This is a genomic window from Photorhabdus tasmaniensis, from assembly GCF_011189505.1.
Classification (GTDB): Bacteria; Pseudomonadota; Gammaproteobacteria; order Enterobacterales; family Enterobacteriaceae; genus Photorhabdus; species Photorhabdus tasmaniensis.
This window is the reverse complement of sequence record NZ_PUJU01000005.1, coordinates 66,565-82,806: the sequence shown is the minus strand read 5'-3', so window position 1 is coordinate 82,806 and position 16,242 is coordinate 66,565. Positions and strand designations below refer to the sequence as shown.

Here is a 16,242-nt window from a genome sequence, read left to right as displayed (position 1 = left end):
ATTTTTCTGCTCCACGTTATATTTTATCTCGTAATTCGCCCTTTATTTTTTCGAAAACAGATTCATCTATGCATAATCCAATATTACCTTCTGCACTAAAGCATATTAAAGGGCGTTTACTGACTCGTAGAATGAAATATTTATTTCGTTTCTTGTGATAATATCCCGACGAATAATGGATAATATGTATACCATTACTGCGATGAAAATCTTTCAAGGAAACGCTTTCTTCCCGGCGCAATGAAGAAATAGCCCATTCGTGTGAATATACTCCGGACTTCATTAATAATTTTCCTTCCTTGACCATCGCCTTATTTGCTAGCAGTTGATAGCCTATGAATAAGGCAATAACCACGAAGAGCGTTGCCGTAATGCTTGCCGCCAGCTTATTTGGGTTACTGCTATTAAGCCAGTATGGTACAGGCAGAAAAACTAAGGCGATCAGGACGAACATGGCGACGTTCATTAATATGACTTTGAAGTCTGGATTCAATCCCACAATATTGCTCATGCTGCGGCCATTCCTAAAGATAATTCGGTAAAAAGATGAATCACTTCTTTACGCTCTTCGCGTGTCGCCGGCAGATTGATATAACCACATTTTTGCGCAGCAAACAGGCAAGCGGTGATTTCCCTGCGGATAGCTTCTGTGACCAGGGTGTCCACCATCTTTTGATTGTTATAGAGTCTGGCAAGATGCAGAGAAGCCGTGCCGGTTGAAAGGTCACTGTGATCGATTTTGGGTAAATAATTTGCCATACATACAGTGATGGCTACTTGCACTGCCAGGCTCAAATAGGCTGCTACATTTACTGCCGCCGCTGCATTCACTGCCGCGACGACTCGGGTACCGACAGCCACATTCACCGCAGCAACCACGTTTGCCCCAACGACAAGACGGGCAATTTCGATACGGGTATCGTCTTCACTGTTCAAAGGTTCCAGAATTTCCTTCAACCTGATAAGGGGAGGGCTGTTTGTCTCTTGCAGCGGGTAGGATTCAATATGTTCTTTAAAATGTGCAACAAGGCTGGCGTCTTGATTGAGATGGTGGTTAATCCGGCTCCTCAGACTTGAACCTCTTTCGTTTAAACCATAGGCTTTCAGTCGGGAAAATAATTCTTCATAGTCATTGGTTTTTACGGCATTCATCAAATTCTTATCATAAGTGATGAATAACAGTAATTCCTCTACGGAACCAGGGCTAACGATATTTTTGTCTATGCCGAATTCAGCCAGGACTTTCTCCGGTGATTCCCTGTATTCTAATGCCAGGTTGGGCTGCTGTTTGATGGTTTCCCAAAATCGGTTATAGGTGATGATTTCCTCCCAAACTTCAACCGGGAGTTTCGCGTTTGACATTGACAGCCTCAGCTTATTTTCTTCAACCTCTCCTGGAGAGAGCAATGAACGTGGCACACCAAAGAGGCGATTGCTATCAGCACTAGCATTAACGGTGGGTATGACACTGCCAATGGCTGCTCCGGCTGCCACGCCAATAAATGTACGTCTTTTCATCATTCGTTCCTTTATAAGTTAACGGAATTCTTTTTCTACTGGGTGTTATTAAGATGAAATCTAACCTTTTTTTATTAAATTTCTTTATTACTGTAATAATTTCATAAAATAATTATTTAACTCATGTTTCTTACCAACGATATTTATCGTAAGTGTATATTGTGATTATTGTAATAATATTTTGATATTATTCCTCATGTTCAGTGGTGAATCATAGAGTAATTCGTCTTCAGCGCTATTAAACGGTGGGTGATACTAACTATTAGCTTAATGGTTCTATATTTGCAATATGTTGGTTGATTAAATTTTTATTTTGAGCGTTTAGACTAAATATACCTTGTTACAAAATATGATTATTTAGAGTCCGCTCGCAAAATAACAATCGGAAATATTTCTGACGGATAATAAAATACTTCCCTTTTTTGATTACTAAATTATTTGATAAATGTACGTCGATTCATTTTTCACTCCTCTGTTAAGTGAACGGTATTTTTTGCTGCTGAATAGTAGATGAGATCCAGCCTTTCTTTGGCATTAAATTTCTTCATTATCGGAATAATTTCCTTATGATAATTATCTAATAAATTCTGGCGTATTCCTTCGTCTTTATGCAGATGGGCACAGGCTTGGCAGGGGTGAACGATTTTTTCCAGATGAATGTTGCTATCATGTGGGCGATATTTTTTTAGGATCTGGTACGGTCCTTCCGTCCGCAACCATACTTTCATAAAGTCTTCTTCCTGTCCCTTGAAAAGCTGGGATAAATCGCCTCCCTGTAACCGACCCAGTTTCATTTCAGGGATATGCTCTAATGTCAGCCCACAGCAGGCGGAGATTTCACCGTGTGGTGTCAATACGATATTTTCAAAGACCTGATCGCACCCTTTTGCCAATTGTTCATTCCGGTTTGGAACGTCTTTTCGTTCTTCACTGGTGTCATAGAACGGCATCCATGTATTGCGTTGCAGGCTAATTTTGTTTTGTTCTTTGAGGCGTTTGATGGTCGGATGCTGTGTGATTTGTGTCGCAATGGCAGAATCAGCAGTATCCTGTTCCACGGTAATTAGTGTCGTAATATTTTGTCCGGCTAATGCTTCTGCTGCCGCAACTACGCTGTCGATGGGTATCCATTCACTGTGATCTTTCCCGGTGCTGATATTTATTTCTGTGATCCCAGCATCAGTTAAATCTTGGGCGATTTTTTGTGCCTTTTCTCTGTTTTTTCCCCAGTAGCCGTTAGTCACGCAGCGAGTTAATAAGCTGTGATCTGAGGCGAAACGAATGGCTTCAATCAGATCCTTACCTAATAGGAAACACTCTCCACCACTGAAGACGACTAACTTTAACCCGGGAAAATTAGCCTTTGAGTGTGAAATAAATTGTTTAATTTCATCCAGGCTCAGACGCGCTTTCACAGAGGGATTACATTCAAAACAACACTCTTTGCAAGCAGCATTGCAAGTATATGTTGTGATCACGGTGGCAGTATTCGGATATTGTTCCCAATATCCAGTAGGAAAGCATGACATAATTTACTCTCTGTTGAATTAAAGGTCAGACGATATTTACTATTATCAGTATTAATTTATTTTGCAATGAATTGGTTAGTTAAATTTGTATTTTTGAGTGTTTAGACTAAGTATGAGTTGTTAAAAAAACACATATTTAGAGCTTGCTCACAAAATAGGAGAGCATTTCTAACTTAGGTAAAGTAAATAATGAGTGACTATCGCGGAATGGATTGAAATAACCGATTCTATCGTTGAAGTATTATATGCTATTTAAGCTGAAGGATTTCTATATAGAGAATTGCTGTGGTTATTTTAGTCTCACAAGGTGATTTTATTTATGGTATACAAGATTATTTCTTGCAATTCTTTGGTAAAAAAATCCTTTAACCACTCAATTAATTAAAAATCCATTTGTTGAGGGTGTTTATTTTATAAAGAAAAAATATTCCCAATATAAACTTGTTAATTGTCTGAATTAGTAGGAAAATATAAGCCATTTCTGTGACATAAGGAAAAATTGCCCTGGCCTGATGTGCCATAGGGTATTGAAGTCTATGAGCCATCTTGATCCAACTTTACTCGTGCTGCTGGTGTTGGCGGTACTGGGTATCATTAGCCACAACATGACCGTCACGCTTGCCATGTTGCTTTTGCTAGTTATCCGTATAACACCCCTAAATCAATTCTTCCCCTGGGTGGAAAAATATGGGTTGACCATCGGTGTGCTTATTTTGACCGTGGGTGTGATGGCACCTATTGCCAGCGGAAAAATTACGGTACAAGCGGTTCTTAATTCGTTTATGAATTGGAAATCGTTACTGGCAATAGCAATCGGTGTATTAGTGTCGTGGCTGGGCAGCCGTGGGGTTTCCTTGATGTCTAATCAGCCCTCGACTGTTGCAGGTTTACTGGTGGGAACCGTACTGGGTGTTGCCTTGTTTAAAGGGGTTCCGGTGGGGCCGCTGATTGCTGCCGGGATTTTGTCATTGCTGATGGGTAAATCGTAGTCGTTATGTTGCCGGAATTGAGTGCGATACAGGCGGAAATGCAGCGGCAAGGATTACGCCGCTTGCTGGTGTTGAGTGGAGATCATAATTGGTGTTATCAACAGGCTAATGAGCTACAGCAGAGATTTACCGGTGATTGGTTATGGATCTCTTATCGCAAAGAGAAAGCGGCACCACCAGCAAAAGCAGTCAGCTTATTAGGTCAGGAATATCTGCACGGAATATTTGATGCTACCGAAGGTTTTAATGCGGAAGCACTGGCGATATTGGCGGGGACATTGAAGGCCGGAAGTTGGTTGGTGATGATGGTTCCATCGTGGTATCAATGGTGTTATCAACCGGATAAGGACAGCATACGTTGGAACCAACAATCAGACGCTATCCCAACTCCGCACTTTATTCAGCATATTCAGCGGCAACTTATTAATGATCCTCAAGTTTTGCTATGGCGGCAAAATACTTTTTTTCACCTGCCTGAATTTTCGCAATCCAGTGAGTGGCAACTGCCTGATGGTAATCCCACCGTTAGCCAGCATGCTATTTTAGCGCAACTTTTGCGGGTAAATCAGGGGGTCTGGGTAATTACCGCGCCAAGAGGGCGCGGTAAATCGACGCTTGCAGGCATGTTAATGCAGCAATGGCAAGGGAATAATTGCTGGCTGACGGCACCGGCAAAAGCAACGACTGAAATTATCAGAGGCTATTCGGGTGAAAAAGGGCAATTTTGGGCGGTAGATAATTTGCTGAAATATTGCAGACAAAACCGTGTGTCAGATATTGATTGGTTGATTATCGACGAAGCCGCAGCTATTCCAACGCCTCAGTTATTTGAGCTGATAAGCTATTTCCCTCGGGTATTATTAACGACAACTGTGCAGGGATATGAGGGGACAGGACGGGGATTTTTACTTAAATTTTGTGCTGAAATTCCTGATTGTCATATTTTTAATCTGACAGCGCCTGTACGTTGGGCTGAGAATGATCCTCTGGAGAACTGGCTGGAAAATGCTTTATTGTTTGAAGATGCCATTCCGGTAAACAATTCTGATCAGGCGATCCGTTATCACATATATCAGCAGCAGCAATGGATTCAACAGCCGGAATTGCTGAGACAGTTTTACGGCATATTAACCAGTGCTCATTATAAAACTTCACCTTTGGATTTACGGCGTTTACTTGACGCCAAAGGAATGCAGTTTATTGCAGCGTTTGGAGATAAAGCTTTGATAGCTGCTTTGTGGATGGTTGACGAAGGCGGGTTGTCACCTGAGCTGGCACATGAAGTATGGGCAGGCAGGCGTCGTCCCAGAGGAAATCTGGTCGCTCAATCGTTAGCGGCCCACAGTGGTTTACCTCAGGCGGCAGTCCTGAAATCTCAACGGATTAGCCGGGTTGCTGTACAGGCTAACAACCGCAGACAGGGTATTGCTCAGGGAATGATCGCGTTTCAGCGGGCAAGAGCAAAAGGGCAGGGAATAGATTTTATTTCTGTCAGCTTTGGTTATACCGCTGAACTGTGGGCATTATGGCAAAAATGTGGTTTCCAACTGGTCCGTATGGGAACCCATTTGGAAGCCAGTAGCGGTTGTTATACCGCCATGGCGATTTTTCCATTGAGTGAGCAGGGAGTGGCACTGTGTATTCAGGCACAACAACGGCTTGCCCGTGATGCATATTGGCTGGAGTCACAGATTGGGTTCAGCTTGCCTGTTGATTACCAAATTGATCACCGTCTCAGTCAGAGTGATTGGCAAGAGCTTTCAGGTTTTGCATTTGCTCACCGGCCATTTTCTGCTTCATTACCGGCTTTGCAACGATTATTACTAAACAGTGATTTGCCGTTGCCCGCATTGAGAAATCATCTCCAGCAGGAGATGAGTATTGAGCAGTGTGTCACTGTGTTGAAGTTAAGCGGATATAAGGCATTAACATTATTCTGGCGGCAAGAAACCGCACAAGCGTTGGCAAGTCTCGACAAGAAATTGGCGGTACATTGGCAAGAATGGACTACTGCTTTTTCTGAGGCCAGTCGTCCTTATCATCCCATTTGTCATTAAAATCCCGGTGAGGAGGAAGCTCTGGTTTATTGTCCAGAAATTTTTTGGCGTCCAGGCGGCGTAATTCTTTAATGGCATTGAGAAGAACGCCAACTAATAAAACTAAAATAATCCACCAATAATCAGCTAACCATTGCATTGGGTAATCTCCTGCGCAGTACCGAGGTAGTTTTCAAATAGATAAGGCAAGTTAGCCGATAACCAGTCAAGACCTGCGATATCATGTTGTTGCCATACATCCAGTAACATCTGTTTAGTCAGCAGTTTTTCCAGTTGTCCGGATAGTGGCCGGTAACTGATATGCCACGGCTCATAAGCGACACCATCACGCTTACCGACAAAAGGGCGATAAAAACCAAAATGGGCCATATTCTCTGTCAACCAATGTGTCAGCGGTTCAAAGTAGCCGCCATTTTCATATTCCCAAGGCTCCAGCTGTAATTTCTGGTTTTCCGGCAGCATCGTTGGAGCATAAATATCCAGTTCAGTACCCCAATGATGGCGGCTGGCACCGGGCAGGGCAGACCAGCGGAGAATCGCCTGACAAAGTTCTCCTTCTGTTAATGGGGTGATATCCATTGGTTGGCTATTTTCATCTAATACCGGGCGTTCTCCGCGGAATTTGCCATTCCAGATAGCCTGTTGACGCTGGAAATCGCGGAATGTACTGGCAGGTTGCAGATTAATTCCCGCATTTGCTGCTGCTTGCTGCATGGAAAGAAAAGATTTTACTGCTTCTGGTTGTAATCGGTGATTGCCAGAGAGAGAGATCAAGTGCCCGGTAGCCAGGCCAGTTAACATATTTGCGGTTATCACTGGATGAGTTGCTCCATAACGCGCTGATAAATCCGACTGAGTTGTTGCAGATCTGCGGCATTGACGGATTCATTAACTTTATGAATTGTTGCGTTGAGTGGCCCCAGTTCGATAACCTGAGCGCCCATCTGAGCAACAAACCGCCCATCTGATGTGCCGCCACTGGTAGATAATTCAGGTTTATAGCCACAGTAATGGTCTATTGCTTGTACGACGGCATTGACTAACTCGCCTTTGGCGGTCAGGAAAGGCTGGCCGGGCAATATCCATTCAATGGTGTAATTCAGTTTGTGATTTTTCAGGATTGTCTCAACCCGTTCGCGGATTTGTCTATCGGTCAGTTCCGTACTGAAACGGAAATTGAATTGGACCTGCAAATTCCCCGGGATCACGTTATGACTGCCCGTTCCAGCATGAATATTGGCAATTTGCATACTGGTTGCCGGGAAAAACGCATTTCCTTCATCCCACTGGGTGTTGACCAGCTCTTGCAAAACTGGCAGGGCCCGGTGGATTGGGTTATCAGCCAAATGCGGATAGGCAACGTGGCCTTGAATACCCTGTACAGTCAGATTAGCCGTCAGAGAACCGCGCCGGCCATTTTTCACCATATCGCCAAGGTGGTGCTGACTGGAAGGTTCACCAATCAGACAATAATCCAGCCGCTCATTACGGGACATCAAGGCTTCAACGACTTTAACTGTGCCGTGGGTGGCTTTTGCTTCCTCGTCAGAGGTAATCAAGAAGGCCAAGCGACCACTGTGGTTGGGATAATTGGCAACAAAGCGTTCAGCCGCAACAATCATGGCAGCCAGCGAGCCTTTCATATCTGCTGCGCCTCGGCCATATAACATGCCATTACGAATAGTCGGCTCAAAAGGGGGTTGTTCCCATTGAGATTCGTCGCCCGCAGGGACAACATCCGTATGCCCGGCAAAGGCCAATGTCAGGCCTGTGCCGCGATAGGCCCAGAAATTGTTTGTGTCGCCGAAAGGCATCCGTTCAATGGTAAAGCCAACGGCTTGCAGACGGGCGATCATAATATCCTGGCAACCTTTATCATCTGGGCTGACAGAGGGACGTTTGATCAGTTGTTGTGCAAGCTCAATTACAGGACAGGTCATTTCAGCGCGCCTCAGCAAAAAATTGCTGATATTCATCTGCCTTATAACCCAGCAGGCAGTTGCCTTTTGCAGAAATTAGCAGTGGACGTTTGATAATAGCGGGTTGTTCCAGCATCAACGCTTTTGCTGATTCAGCATTATTGATTGTCGCGCGTTGTTGATCACTCAATTTACGCCAGGTTGTACCCCGGGTGTTAATTAAAGGTTCCCAGCCAAGTTTGTCAATAAATGACTGCAAAAGCACGGCATCTAATCCATCAACACGATAATCGTGAAACAGGTAAGCGATTTCCTGCTCTTCCAGCCAACGACGGGCTTTTTTTATGGTGTCACAGTTCTTGATCCCGTAGAGCGTAAAAACAGGCTGAGAAGATTTATCCGACATAATGAAGAGATCCTTAAAAAAGAATTTAAATACCTAAACATAATGCTGGAAAATACCTGTTTTTTCCAGATGATGTCCTGATTTTTATTATCTGGGATATCAAAGGAGGGGAACGCAATCTTATCGGCCTGTCATCATAGCGATAAGAGCCGGCCTCCGGCAATAAACCAAAGAGGGCGGCTCAGGAAAAACATTAAGCTATGCCATTTTTCCTATGTTGCAGATACATAATTGTTGCAGCCAGGCGGGAACGTACGTTTAGTTTTTTTAACAAGTTTCTGATGTGTACTTTCACCGTCTCTTCAGAAATAAAGAGGACATCAGCGACTTCCTTATTGGTCATGCCACTGGAAACTTCTTTTAAGACATCTAATTCACGCTTGGTCAATTCAGATAAAGGATCAACATGTTTATGGCGGTTAGCCAGATGTTGATATATTTTTTCACTAAAGACAGTTTGCCCGCGGGCGGCGTGACGAATACTGCTTAATAGCGAATCCAAGTCACTGTCTTTCAGTAAATAGCCATTGGCGCCTGCGTCAATGGCTGCGTAAACATCATTCCGGTCATCTGAAACAGATAATACCAGGACATAAGAGTTGATCCCTTTTCTACGAATAGATTTAATCGTATCCACGCCAGAAAGACCATTCATATTGAGATCTATCATAATGACATCAGGTTTCAGTTTGCATGCAATGTTTATTGCTTCTTCACCATTGTCAGCTTCTGCTGTTACGGTAAGCGCTCGATCGAGCTCTACAATCTGTTTTAAGCCATGGCGAATGAGAGGGTGGTCATCAACTATCATCACTGAATGGTTATACATTTTCCTTCTCCCTAAAAGATTAAAGCCACGAAATGCACGATTAAAAGGCAGTAATGAATGGGTCTGCCTTAAATTAAATAACTATGAAAAAATTTTCTCAAAACCGATTGATTTACAGAATTGATAGCTCTGTAAGTCCAGAAAGCACATCCTGATATAAAAATATAAATAGCGCAAATTAGTTTGATAAGTAAAAAAAGAAGATGAGTAATTTTCACCAAAAACATATAACGATGAGGTGGAAAATAATATTGTAAATCAATTTGTTATAAATATAATTATTAGATTTGTTTTCTTTTATAAAATTTATTTTAATTGAATTTATATTGAGAGTTTTTATGAGTTATAATTATCATGGTTATTATAACTAAAATAATATTATATAAATTATAATGTTTATTTATTGATGTTCCCATACTCAGTCGGTGGTATTGATTGGGTAAATTCGGTCGTGTTTTTTGTGAGCAAAAAAGTGCTAATTTATGGGTAAAATGCTGTCAATGTTATGATTTAGCACACAGTACCCATTATACTGGTCCCGCTCTTACTCCAGATAATGTATATAAAGGATCCGACGATGGATGAAAAATTAAAACAGAGTGCATTGGATTTTCACCAGTTTCCACAACCAGGGAAAATCACGATTACTCCAACTAAGCCTCTGACAACTCAGCGGGATTTGGCTTTAGCTTATTCACCGGGTGTTGCCGCGCCTTGTCTGGAAATTGCAGAAGATCCATTAGCGGCTTACAAATATACTGCGCGTGGCAATCTTGTCGCTGTGATTTCTAATGGTACTGCGGTCTTAGGGTTGGGGAATATTGGTGCGCTGGCAGGTAAGCCAGTGATGGAAGGAAAAGGCGTACTGTTTAAAAAGTTCTCAGGTATTGATGTATTTGATATCGAAGTTGATGAGTCTGATCCTAATAAATTAATTGATATTATTGCGGCGCTGGAGCCGACTTTTGGCGGAATTAACCTCGAAGATATCAAAGCACCGGAATGTTTTTATATTGAGAAAAAACTCCGGGAAAAAATGAACATTCCGGTATTCCATGATGATCAGCATGGCACCGCGATTATTTGTACCGCAGCTGTTCTGAATGGCCTGCGGATTATGAAAAAAGAGATTTCAGACGTTCGTCTGGTGGTTTCTGGTGCAGGTGCTGCATCAATTGCCTGTATGAACTTGCTGGTTGCGCTTGGATTAAAACGTGAAAATATCGTGGTATGTGACTCTAAAGGGGTCATTTATCGTGGCCGCGATGAAAATATGGAAGAAACTAAAGTCGCCTATGCGATTGAAGACAATGGCAGCCGTACATTAGGTGATGCTATCCCGGGTGCGGATATTTTCCTCGGATGTTCCGGGCCGGGCGTATTGACTCAGGACATGGTGAAAACCATGGCGAAAGATCCCCTCATCATGGCGCTGGCAAACCCTGAGCCCGAAATTCTGCCGCCATTGGCTAAACAAGTTCGTCCTGATGCCATTATTTGTACCGGTCGCTCTGATTATCCGAATCAGGTTAATAATGTTCTCTGTTTCCCATTCATTTTCCGTGGCGCGCTGGATGTTGGTGCGACAACCATCAATGAAGAGATGAAACTGGCTTGTGTTCACGCTATTGCTGATTTGGCGATGGCAGAGCAGAGTGAAGAAGTGGCTTCTGCCTATAATGATCAGGATCTGTTTTTTGGCCCGGAATATATTATTCCCAAGCCATTTGATCCACGCCTGATTGTTAAAATTGCCCCGGCAGTGGCTAAAGCCGCAATGGATTCTGGCGTGGCAACCCGCCCGATTGAAGACTTTAGCGCGTATATAGAGAAACTGAATGAGTTTGTTTATAAAACAAACTTGTTTATGAAGCCTATTTTTTCTCAGGCCAAAAAAGCGGAAAAACGGATTGTTTTGGCCGAAGGGGAAGAAGTGCGCGTATTACATGCAACTCAAGAGCTGATCTCTCTGGGATTGGCTTACCCGATCCTGATTGGTCGCCCAAGTGTTATCGAAAGGCGTATCCAGAAACTGGGGCTGCATATTGAAGCGGGTAAAGATTTTGAAGTGGTCAATAATGAGAATGATCCGCGCTTCAAAAAATACTGGCAAGAATATCACCAGATCATGAAGCGCCGTGGCGTTTCTGCGGAACAGGCGCGCCGTGCAGTCATTGGTAATCCAACCTTGATTGGGGCAATTATGGTGCTGCGTGGGGAGGCTGATGGCTTGATTTGCGGCACCGTTGGCAGTTACAGCGAACATTATGATGTGGTGAAAAATGTCTTTGGTTTCCGTGATGGGGTTCATACTGCCGGTGCAATGAACGCATTACTCTTGCCAAGCGGTAATACTTTTATCGCTGATACCTATGTCAATAATGATCCAACACCTGAACAATTGGCTGAAATTACCCTCATGGCCGCAGAAAGCGTCCGCCGTTTTGGTATTGAGCCGAAAGTTGCGTTGCTTTCTCATTCAAGTTTTGGTTCTGCGGATTGTCTCTCAGCCCAGAAAATGCGTCGGACGTTAGAATTGGTCAACAAAGTGTCACCTTCACTTGAAATTGATGGTGAAATGCATGGTGATGCCGCGTTGGTTGAAAGTATTCGTCGTGACATCATGCCGGATAGCCCACTGAAAGGGGCGGCGAATCTGTTAATTATGCCAAATATGGAAGCTGCCCGTATCAGTTATAACCTGTTGCGCGTAACCAGTTCTGAAGGGGTTACCGTTGGCCCGGTACTGATGGGCGTGGCAAAACCGGTACACATTCTGACGCCAATTGCTTCTGTACGTCGTATCGTCAATATGGTTGCTTTGGCAGCCGTTGAAGCGCAGACTCATCCGTTGTAATACCAATGGGTTAAAATAGTCCCGGCTCCCTGGTGGGAGCCGGGACCGGTTATTGTAAATAATTCTTATTATCTATATGATGCGGAAAAATATTATATGGATAACGGACGTTATGAAATCTTTCACCGTTGTAAAATCTTTTCTGATTATCTGTGGCTTACTTATCTTATCCGGGTGTACCTCTGTACAACAAAAGCCCACTCCCCAAGTGCTTTCACCCGAACTGACTCAGCAAGGGGGGATTGTCGATCTTAAAACAGGCAACGCTGTTACTCCTGATGAATTGCTCAATCAATTGGCATCACACCAGCGGATCATTGTAGGTGAAAAACACGATAATCCATACCATCATCAGATTGAGCTTTGGCTGGTTCAGCAGCTTCGTCTTAAAAGAGAACATGGTGCGGTTTTGCTGGAAATGATTAACCCCGACCAGCAGGAAAAAGTGAATAAAGTTAAAAGTTGGTTGCAAACTAAACCTAGCGTGCGTGAAAGCCGCATAAAAGAGTTGCTGGCATGGCACGATGGCTGGCCGTGGCAGCTGTATGGCGGGTTGGTCATGGAGCTTATGCAGCAGCCTTATCCGTTATTGTTTGCAAACCTGAGTCGTAGTGAAGTTAAAGCGGTTTGCTGTAACCTGCCGGTTCTCCAGGGCGATATTTCCGTCGCCAAAAATGTAAAATCGCGGATTGAAGCGACGATTAAAGATGCTCATGGTGGTGAAATAACAGCACAACAATTATCTGTTATGACAACTATTCAGCAAATGCGGGATCGCCGAATGGCAGAGCAGCTACTTAAAGCCCCGGCACCTGCCACATTGATTGCGGGTGCATACCATGCAACAAAAATAATGGGTGTTCCTTTACATGTTCAGGATCTGTCACCACAAGAAGATCTGGTAGTGCTGATTATGGCTGAGAAAGGCAATGTAATGGACAGTCAACATGCAGACTATATCTGGTATACACCAGCAAAAAAACCATAGATATTTTAAGTAAATGATGGTTTCTTTCCGGTAGTTAAAGGGCCTTGGCACATGGATGTGCGCAAGTTAACGATATATATAAAAATAATTTTCATTAGCATATGAAATTAATTATCATTACTAAATGATAAGTAAAATTATGCGCTGTAATCCATGTTGACGCTGACAAACCCCATCTTTCAAACAAATCCTGTTAAAAAAGGACTTGCTTTTACTGTTGCTATTGCTGTTCACCTCATTTGGGTTATGTGGATTATCTATCAGCCAGAAGAAGTTTCCGATCAACTGATGCCCCCTCCGGCAGTGATGATGGAATTTTCATTACTGACAGAAGCAACACATCAAGTACAGAAACAATCTATTGGTATTGAACAGCAGCTTTCTGTTACTAGCCGGCAGCAGGAAAGTGCGGTTAATGAGATGAAAACACCTGAGCTTACTAAAAATGAGCAGGCTCAAATACGGGTGCATAAGCCGAAAAAACAAAAAAAGAATCCGGAAGAGCAGAATAAAACATCCCAAGTGAAGCGTCGGCAGGCAGAGGAAGAGAGTGAAAAGTCTCAGAATAGTGCTGCTAGGGTAAGCAGTACCGCTACGTCGGCTAATTTGACTTCGCGGGTTGCGGCCTCTTATGACAGTGATTCAAATACTGTCGTGGATGCGGATGCTTTATGGCGAGCTGAGGTTATCGGGCATTTGAACCGTTATAAACGTTATCCCGAGGATGCACAGAGAAGAAACCGCACTGGCCAGCCTACAGTCAGATTTACCATTAATAAGCAAGGCTATGTCACTAACAGCGATTTAGTCCGTCGTTCAGGTACCCGTTCTCTGGACAGGGAAGCGAAGCAAGTTCTGGCGAGAGCGCAGCCATTACCGATTCCTCCTGATAGCGTTTTAAAAGGCAGTGAAATTACAATAGAACTGCCGATTGATTTTAATTTAACTAATCGAATCTTTTAGCGACTTAAGGACAGCAGATATGTTAAGGCAGCAAGCGCGGTTTGCCCTGAAAACTAAAGGGCTGTTATTAACGTTTTTATTGAGCGGCTGGTTGAATTCTGCCGCCGCAGAAGGAGAAATTATGCCACCAAAGGCCATGAAACAACCACATCAGATGACGATTCACGGTGATACCCGTACAGATGACTATTACTGGATGCGGGATGATAATCGCCAGGATCAAAAAATCATTGATTATCTGACAGCCGAAAATAAATACACCGAACAGATGCTGAAACCTGGAGAGCAACTGCGGGATACTTTATATGAAGAAATGGTCGGCAGGATGAAACAGGATGATCAGTCTGTACCCTATACTTATAACGGGTATATTTATCGTACCGTCTATGAAGCTGGAAAAGATTTCCCGATTTATCAGCGTAAACCTGTTGATGGCTCATCAGACTGGCAGGTTCTGGTTGATGGTAATGAAAGAGCTAAAGGTCACGAATATTATCAACTGAGTCATTTTGCTATCTCTCTGGATAATAAACGTATTGCAATTACTGAAGATACTCAGGGACGCCGTAATTATCAGATCTCTTTTAAAGACATTGCTGATAACCAGTGGAATAATGACGTAATAAAAAATACTTCCGGCAACATTGTTTGGGCAAATGACAGTAATACACTGTTTTATGTGCGCAGGCATTCACAGACTTTATTGCCATACCAAGTATTTCGTCACCAATATGGTACAGATACCACCGAAGACCAGAAAATATATCAGGAAGAAGATGAGCGTTTTTATTTAGGCATAGCTAAAAGCGCCTCCCGTGATTATATTATGCTGTCGATAACCAGTAATTCGACTTCTGAATATTTGCTGATTGACGCGAATAAACCACAAGCTGAACTCCAGATATTTTCTCCTCGTCAGGAAGGTCGGGAATATTATATTGATCATTTCCGAGGCCATTTTTACATTCGCTCAAATCATGAAAGTGAAACTTATGGGCTTTATCAAGCTGATGCCATAAATACGCCGTGGAAAACAGTGATTGCTCCGCAACAGGAGACAGATCTTGAAGATTTTTCACTGTTTAATCACTGGTTGGTCGTTCAGGAGCGAATTAAAGGATTGCCGACTATTCGCCAGATAAGTTGGGAAACCGATCAGGAAAAACAGATTAAGTTTGATGATCCAAGTTATATGGCATGGATTGATTACAACCCTGAACCTGATACCGATGTGGTACGTTATGGTTATTCATCCATGACAACACCAAGTTCAACATTCCAGTGGAATATGAAAACCGGTGAGCGGGAATTACTTAAACAGCAGGAAGTCAAAGGCTTCGATAAACATCATTATGAGAGTCAGCGTATTTGGGTGAAAGCCCGTGATGGCGTGGAAGTTCCTGTTTCTTTGGTTTATCGTAAATCCCTGTTCAAAAAAGGCCAGAACCCGATCCTGATATATGGTTATGGGGCTTATGGTTTCAGTATGGATCCTTCATTCAGTTCACCACGATTGAGTTTATTAGATCGGGGCTTTGTTTACGCGTTAGTACATGTGCGTGGTGGCGGTGAATTGGGTAAAAAATGGTACTTGCAAGGTAAAGTCGAAAATAAAATGAATAGTTTTACTGACTTTATTGATGTGACCAAGGCACTGATTGCTCAGAAATATGGCGACAGCAAACGAGTTTATGCTATGGGAGGCAGTGCTGGTGGTTTGCTGATGGGGACGGTGATTAATCAGGCTCCGGAATTATATCGCGGTGTGGTTGCTCAGGTACCATTTGTTGATGCGGTGACAACCATGCTCGATCCTTCTATTCCATTGACAGTAGGAGAATATGAAGAGTGGGGTAATCCGGAAAATAAAGAAGATTATCTTCGAATTAAATCATATAGCCCGTATGACAATATAAAGCATCAGCGCTATCCCAACTTATTAGTCACGAGTGGATTGCATGATTCACAGGTTCAATATTGGGAACCGACTAAATGGGTAGCAAAATTACGCGATATGAAAAAAGGCGACTCTATTTTATTATTGGAAACCAATATGAGTGCCGGGCATGGTGGTAAATCAGGCCGTTTTAACCGACTGAAAGATACTGCACTGGATTACAGTTTTATTTTGATGCTGGATGATGCTAAGGAATATTTTCCGCAATTAAAAGATAACTGAAAGAAATT

Annotated in this window: 14 protein-coding genes; 6 read left to right on the top strand and 8 right to left on the bottom strand. The window is 43.0% G+C overall.

All coding sequences use genetic code 11. The features are described from left to right. Positions 1 to 16 precede the first annotated feature (16 nt). The 3 genes from C5471_RS03265 to C5471_RS03255 form a co-directional block, all read right to left on the bottom strand. On the bottom strand, positions 17 to 511 hold the full coding sequence (locus tag C5471_RS03265) for a hypothetical protein (protein WP_133812733.1): 495 nt from the start codon (positions 509 to 511) through the stop codon (positions 17 to 19). Continuing rightward, the gene (locus C5471_RS03260; protein ID WP_242688553.1) at positions 508 to 1,521 is read right to left on the bottom strand and encodes a hypothetical protein; all 1,014 of its coding nucleotides are present in this window, start codon (positions 1,519 to 1,521) and stop codon (positions 508 to 510) included. The genes C5471_RS03265 and C5471_RS03260 overlap by 4 nt, the downstream gene beginning before the upstream one ends. A gap of 461 nt (positions 1,522 to 1,982) precedes the next feature. After that, entirely contained in the window at positions 1,983 to 3,047 is a 1,065-nt protein-coding gene (locus C5471_RS03255) for a radical SAM protein (protein WP_133812734.1), read from the bottom strand. A 536-nt stretch (positions 3,048 to 3,583) separates the two neighbouring features. Here C5471_RS03255 and C5471_RS03250 point away from each other — a divergent pair. Then, on the top strand, positions 3,584 to 4,036 hold the full coding sequence (locus C5471_RS03250) for a DUF441 domain-containing protein (RefSeq protein ID WP_133812735.1): 453 nt from the start codon (positions 3,584 to 3,586) through the stop codon (positions 4,034 to 4,036). Between the two features lie 5 nt (positions 4,037 to 4,041). Continuing rightward, complete coding sequence (locus tag C5471_RS03245; RefSeq protein WP_133812736.1) at positions 4,042 to 6,093, top strand: tRNA(Met) cytidine acetyltransferase TmcA; 2,052 nt, start codon at positions 4,042 to 4,044, stop codon at positions 6,091 to 6,093. On the opposite strand, the gene C5471_RS03240 is transcribed toward C5471_RS03245, so the two are convergent. From C5471_RS03240 to C5471_RS03220, 5 genes are all read right to left on the bottom strand, one after another. After that, positions 6,044 to 6,232, bottom strand: a complete 189-nt coding sequence (locus C5471_RS03240; RefSeq protein ID WP_133812737.1) for a YpfN family protein — start codon at positions 6,230 to 6,232, stop codon at positions 6,044 to 6,046. The two genes, C5471_RS03245 and C5471_RS03240, sit on opposite strands and share 50 nt — an antisense overlap. Next, positions 6,220 to 6,909: a D-alanyl-D-alanine carboxypeptidase family protein gene (locus C5471_RS03235; RefSeq protein WP_133812738.1), complete on the bottom strand. Its 690-nt coding sequence runs from the start codon at positions 6,907 to 6,909 to the stop codon at positions 6,220 to 6,222. The genes C5471_RS03240 and C5471_RS03235 overlap by 13 nt, the downstream gene beginning before the upstream one ends. Further along, positions 6,906 to 8,033: a succinyl-diaminopimelate desuccinylase gene (dapE, locus tag C5471_RS03230; protein WP_133812739.1), complete on the bottom strand. Its 1,128-nt coding sequence runs from the start codon at positions 8,031 to 8,033 to the stop codon at positions 6,906 to 6,908. Before dapE ends, C5471_RS03235 begins: the two co-directional genes overlap by 4 nt. Position 8,034: 1 nt before the next feature. Beyond that, entirely contained in the window at positions 8,035 to 8,418 is a 384-nt protein-coding gene (locus C5471_RS03225; RefSeq protein WP_133812740.1) for an ArsC family reductase, read from the bottom strand. Positions 8,419 to 8,611: 193 nt separating this feature from the next. Beyond that, the gene (locus C5471_RS03220) at positions 8,612 to 9,247 is read right to left on the bottom strand and encodes a response regulator (RefSeq protein ID WP_015833959.1); all 636 of its coding nucleotides are present in this window, start codon (positions 9,245 to 9,247) and stop codon (positions 8,612 to 8,614) included. Positions 9,248 to 9,824: 577 nt separating this feature from the next. On the opposite strand from C5471_RS03220, the gene maeB reads away from it, so the two are divergent. From maeB to C5471_RS03200, 4 genes are all read left to right on the top strand, one after another. Beyond that, positions 9,825 to 12,104 (top strand): NADP-dependent oxaloacetate-decarboxylating malate dehydrogenase, encoded by a 2,280-nt coding sequence (gene maeB / locus C5471_RS03215; RefSeq protein ID WP_133812741.1) that lies wholly within the window; start codon positions 9,825 to 9,827, stop codon positions 12,102 to 12,104. A 112-nt stretch (positions 12,105 to 12,216) separates the two neighbouring features. Then, positions 12,217 to 13,092 (top strand): ChaN family lipoprotein, encoded by an 876-nt coding sequence (locus C5471_RS03210; RefSeq protein ID WP_133812742.1) that lies wholly within the window; start codon positions 12,217 to 12,219, stop codon positions 13,090 to 13,092. A gap of 153 nt (positions 13,093 to 13,245) precedes the next feature. Further along, entirely contained in the window at positions 13,246 to 14,055 is an 810-nt protein-coding gene (locus tag C5471_RS03205; protein WP_133812743.1) for a TonB family protein, read from the top strand. 121 nt (positions 14,056 to 14,176) lie between these two features. Beyond that, positions 14,177 to 16,234 (top strand): S9 family peptidase, encoded by a 2,058-nt coding sequence (locus C5471_RS03200; protein ID WP_133814187.1) that lies wholly within the window; start codon positions 14,177 to 14,179, stop codon positions 16,232 to 16,234. The last annotated feature ends 8 nt before the right edge of the window (positions 16,235 to 16,242 follow it).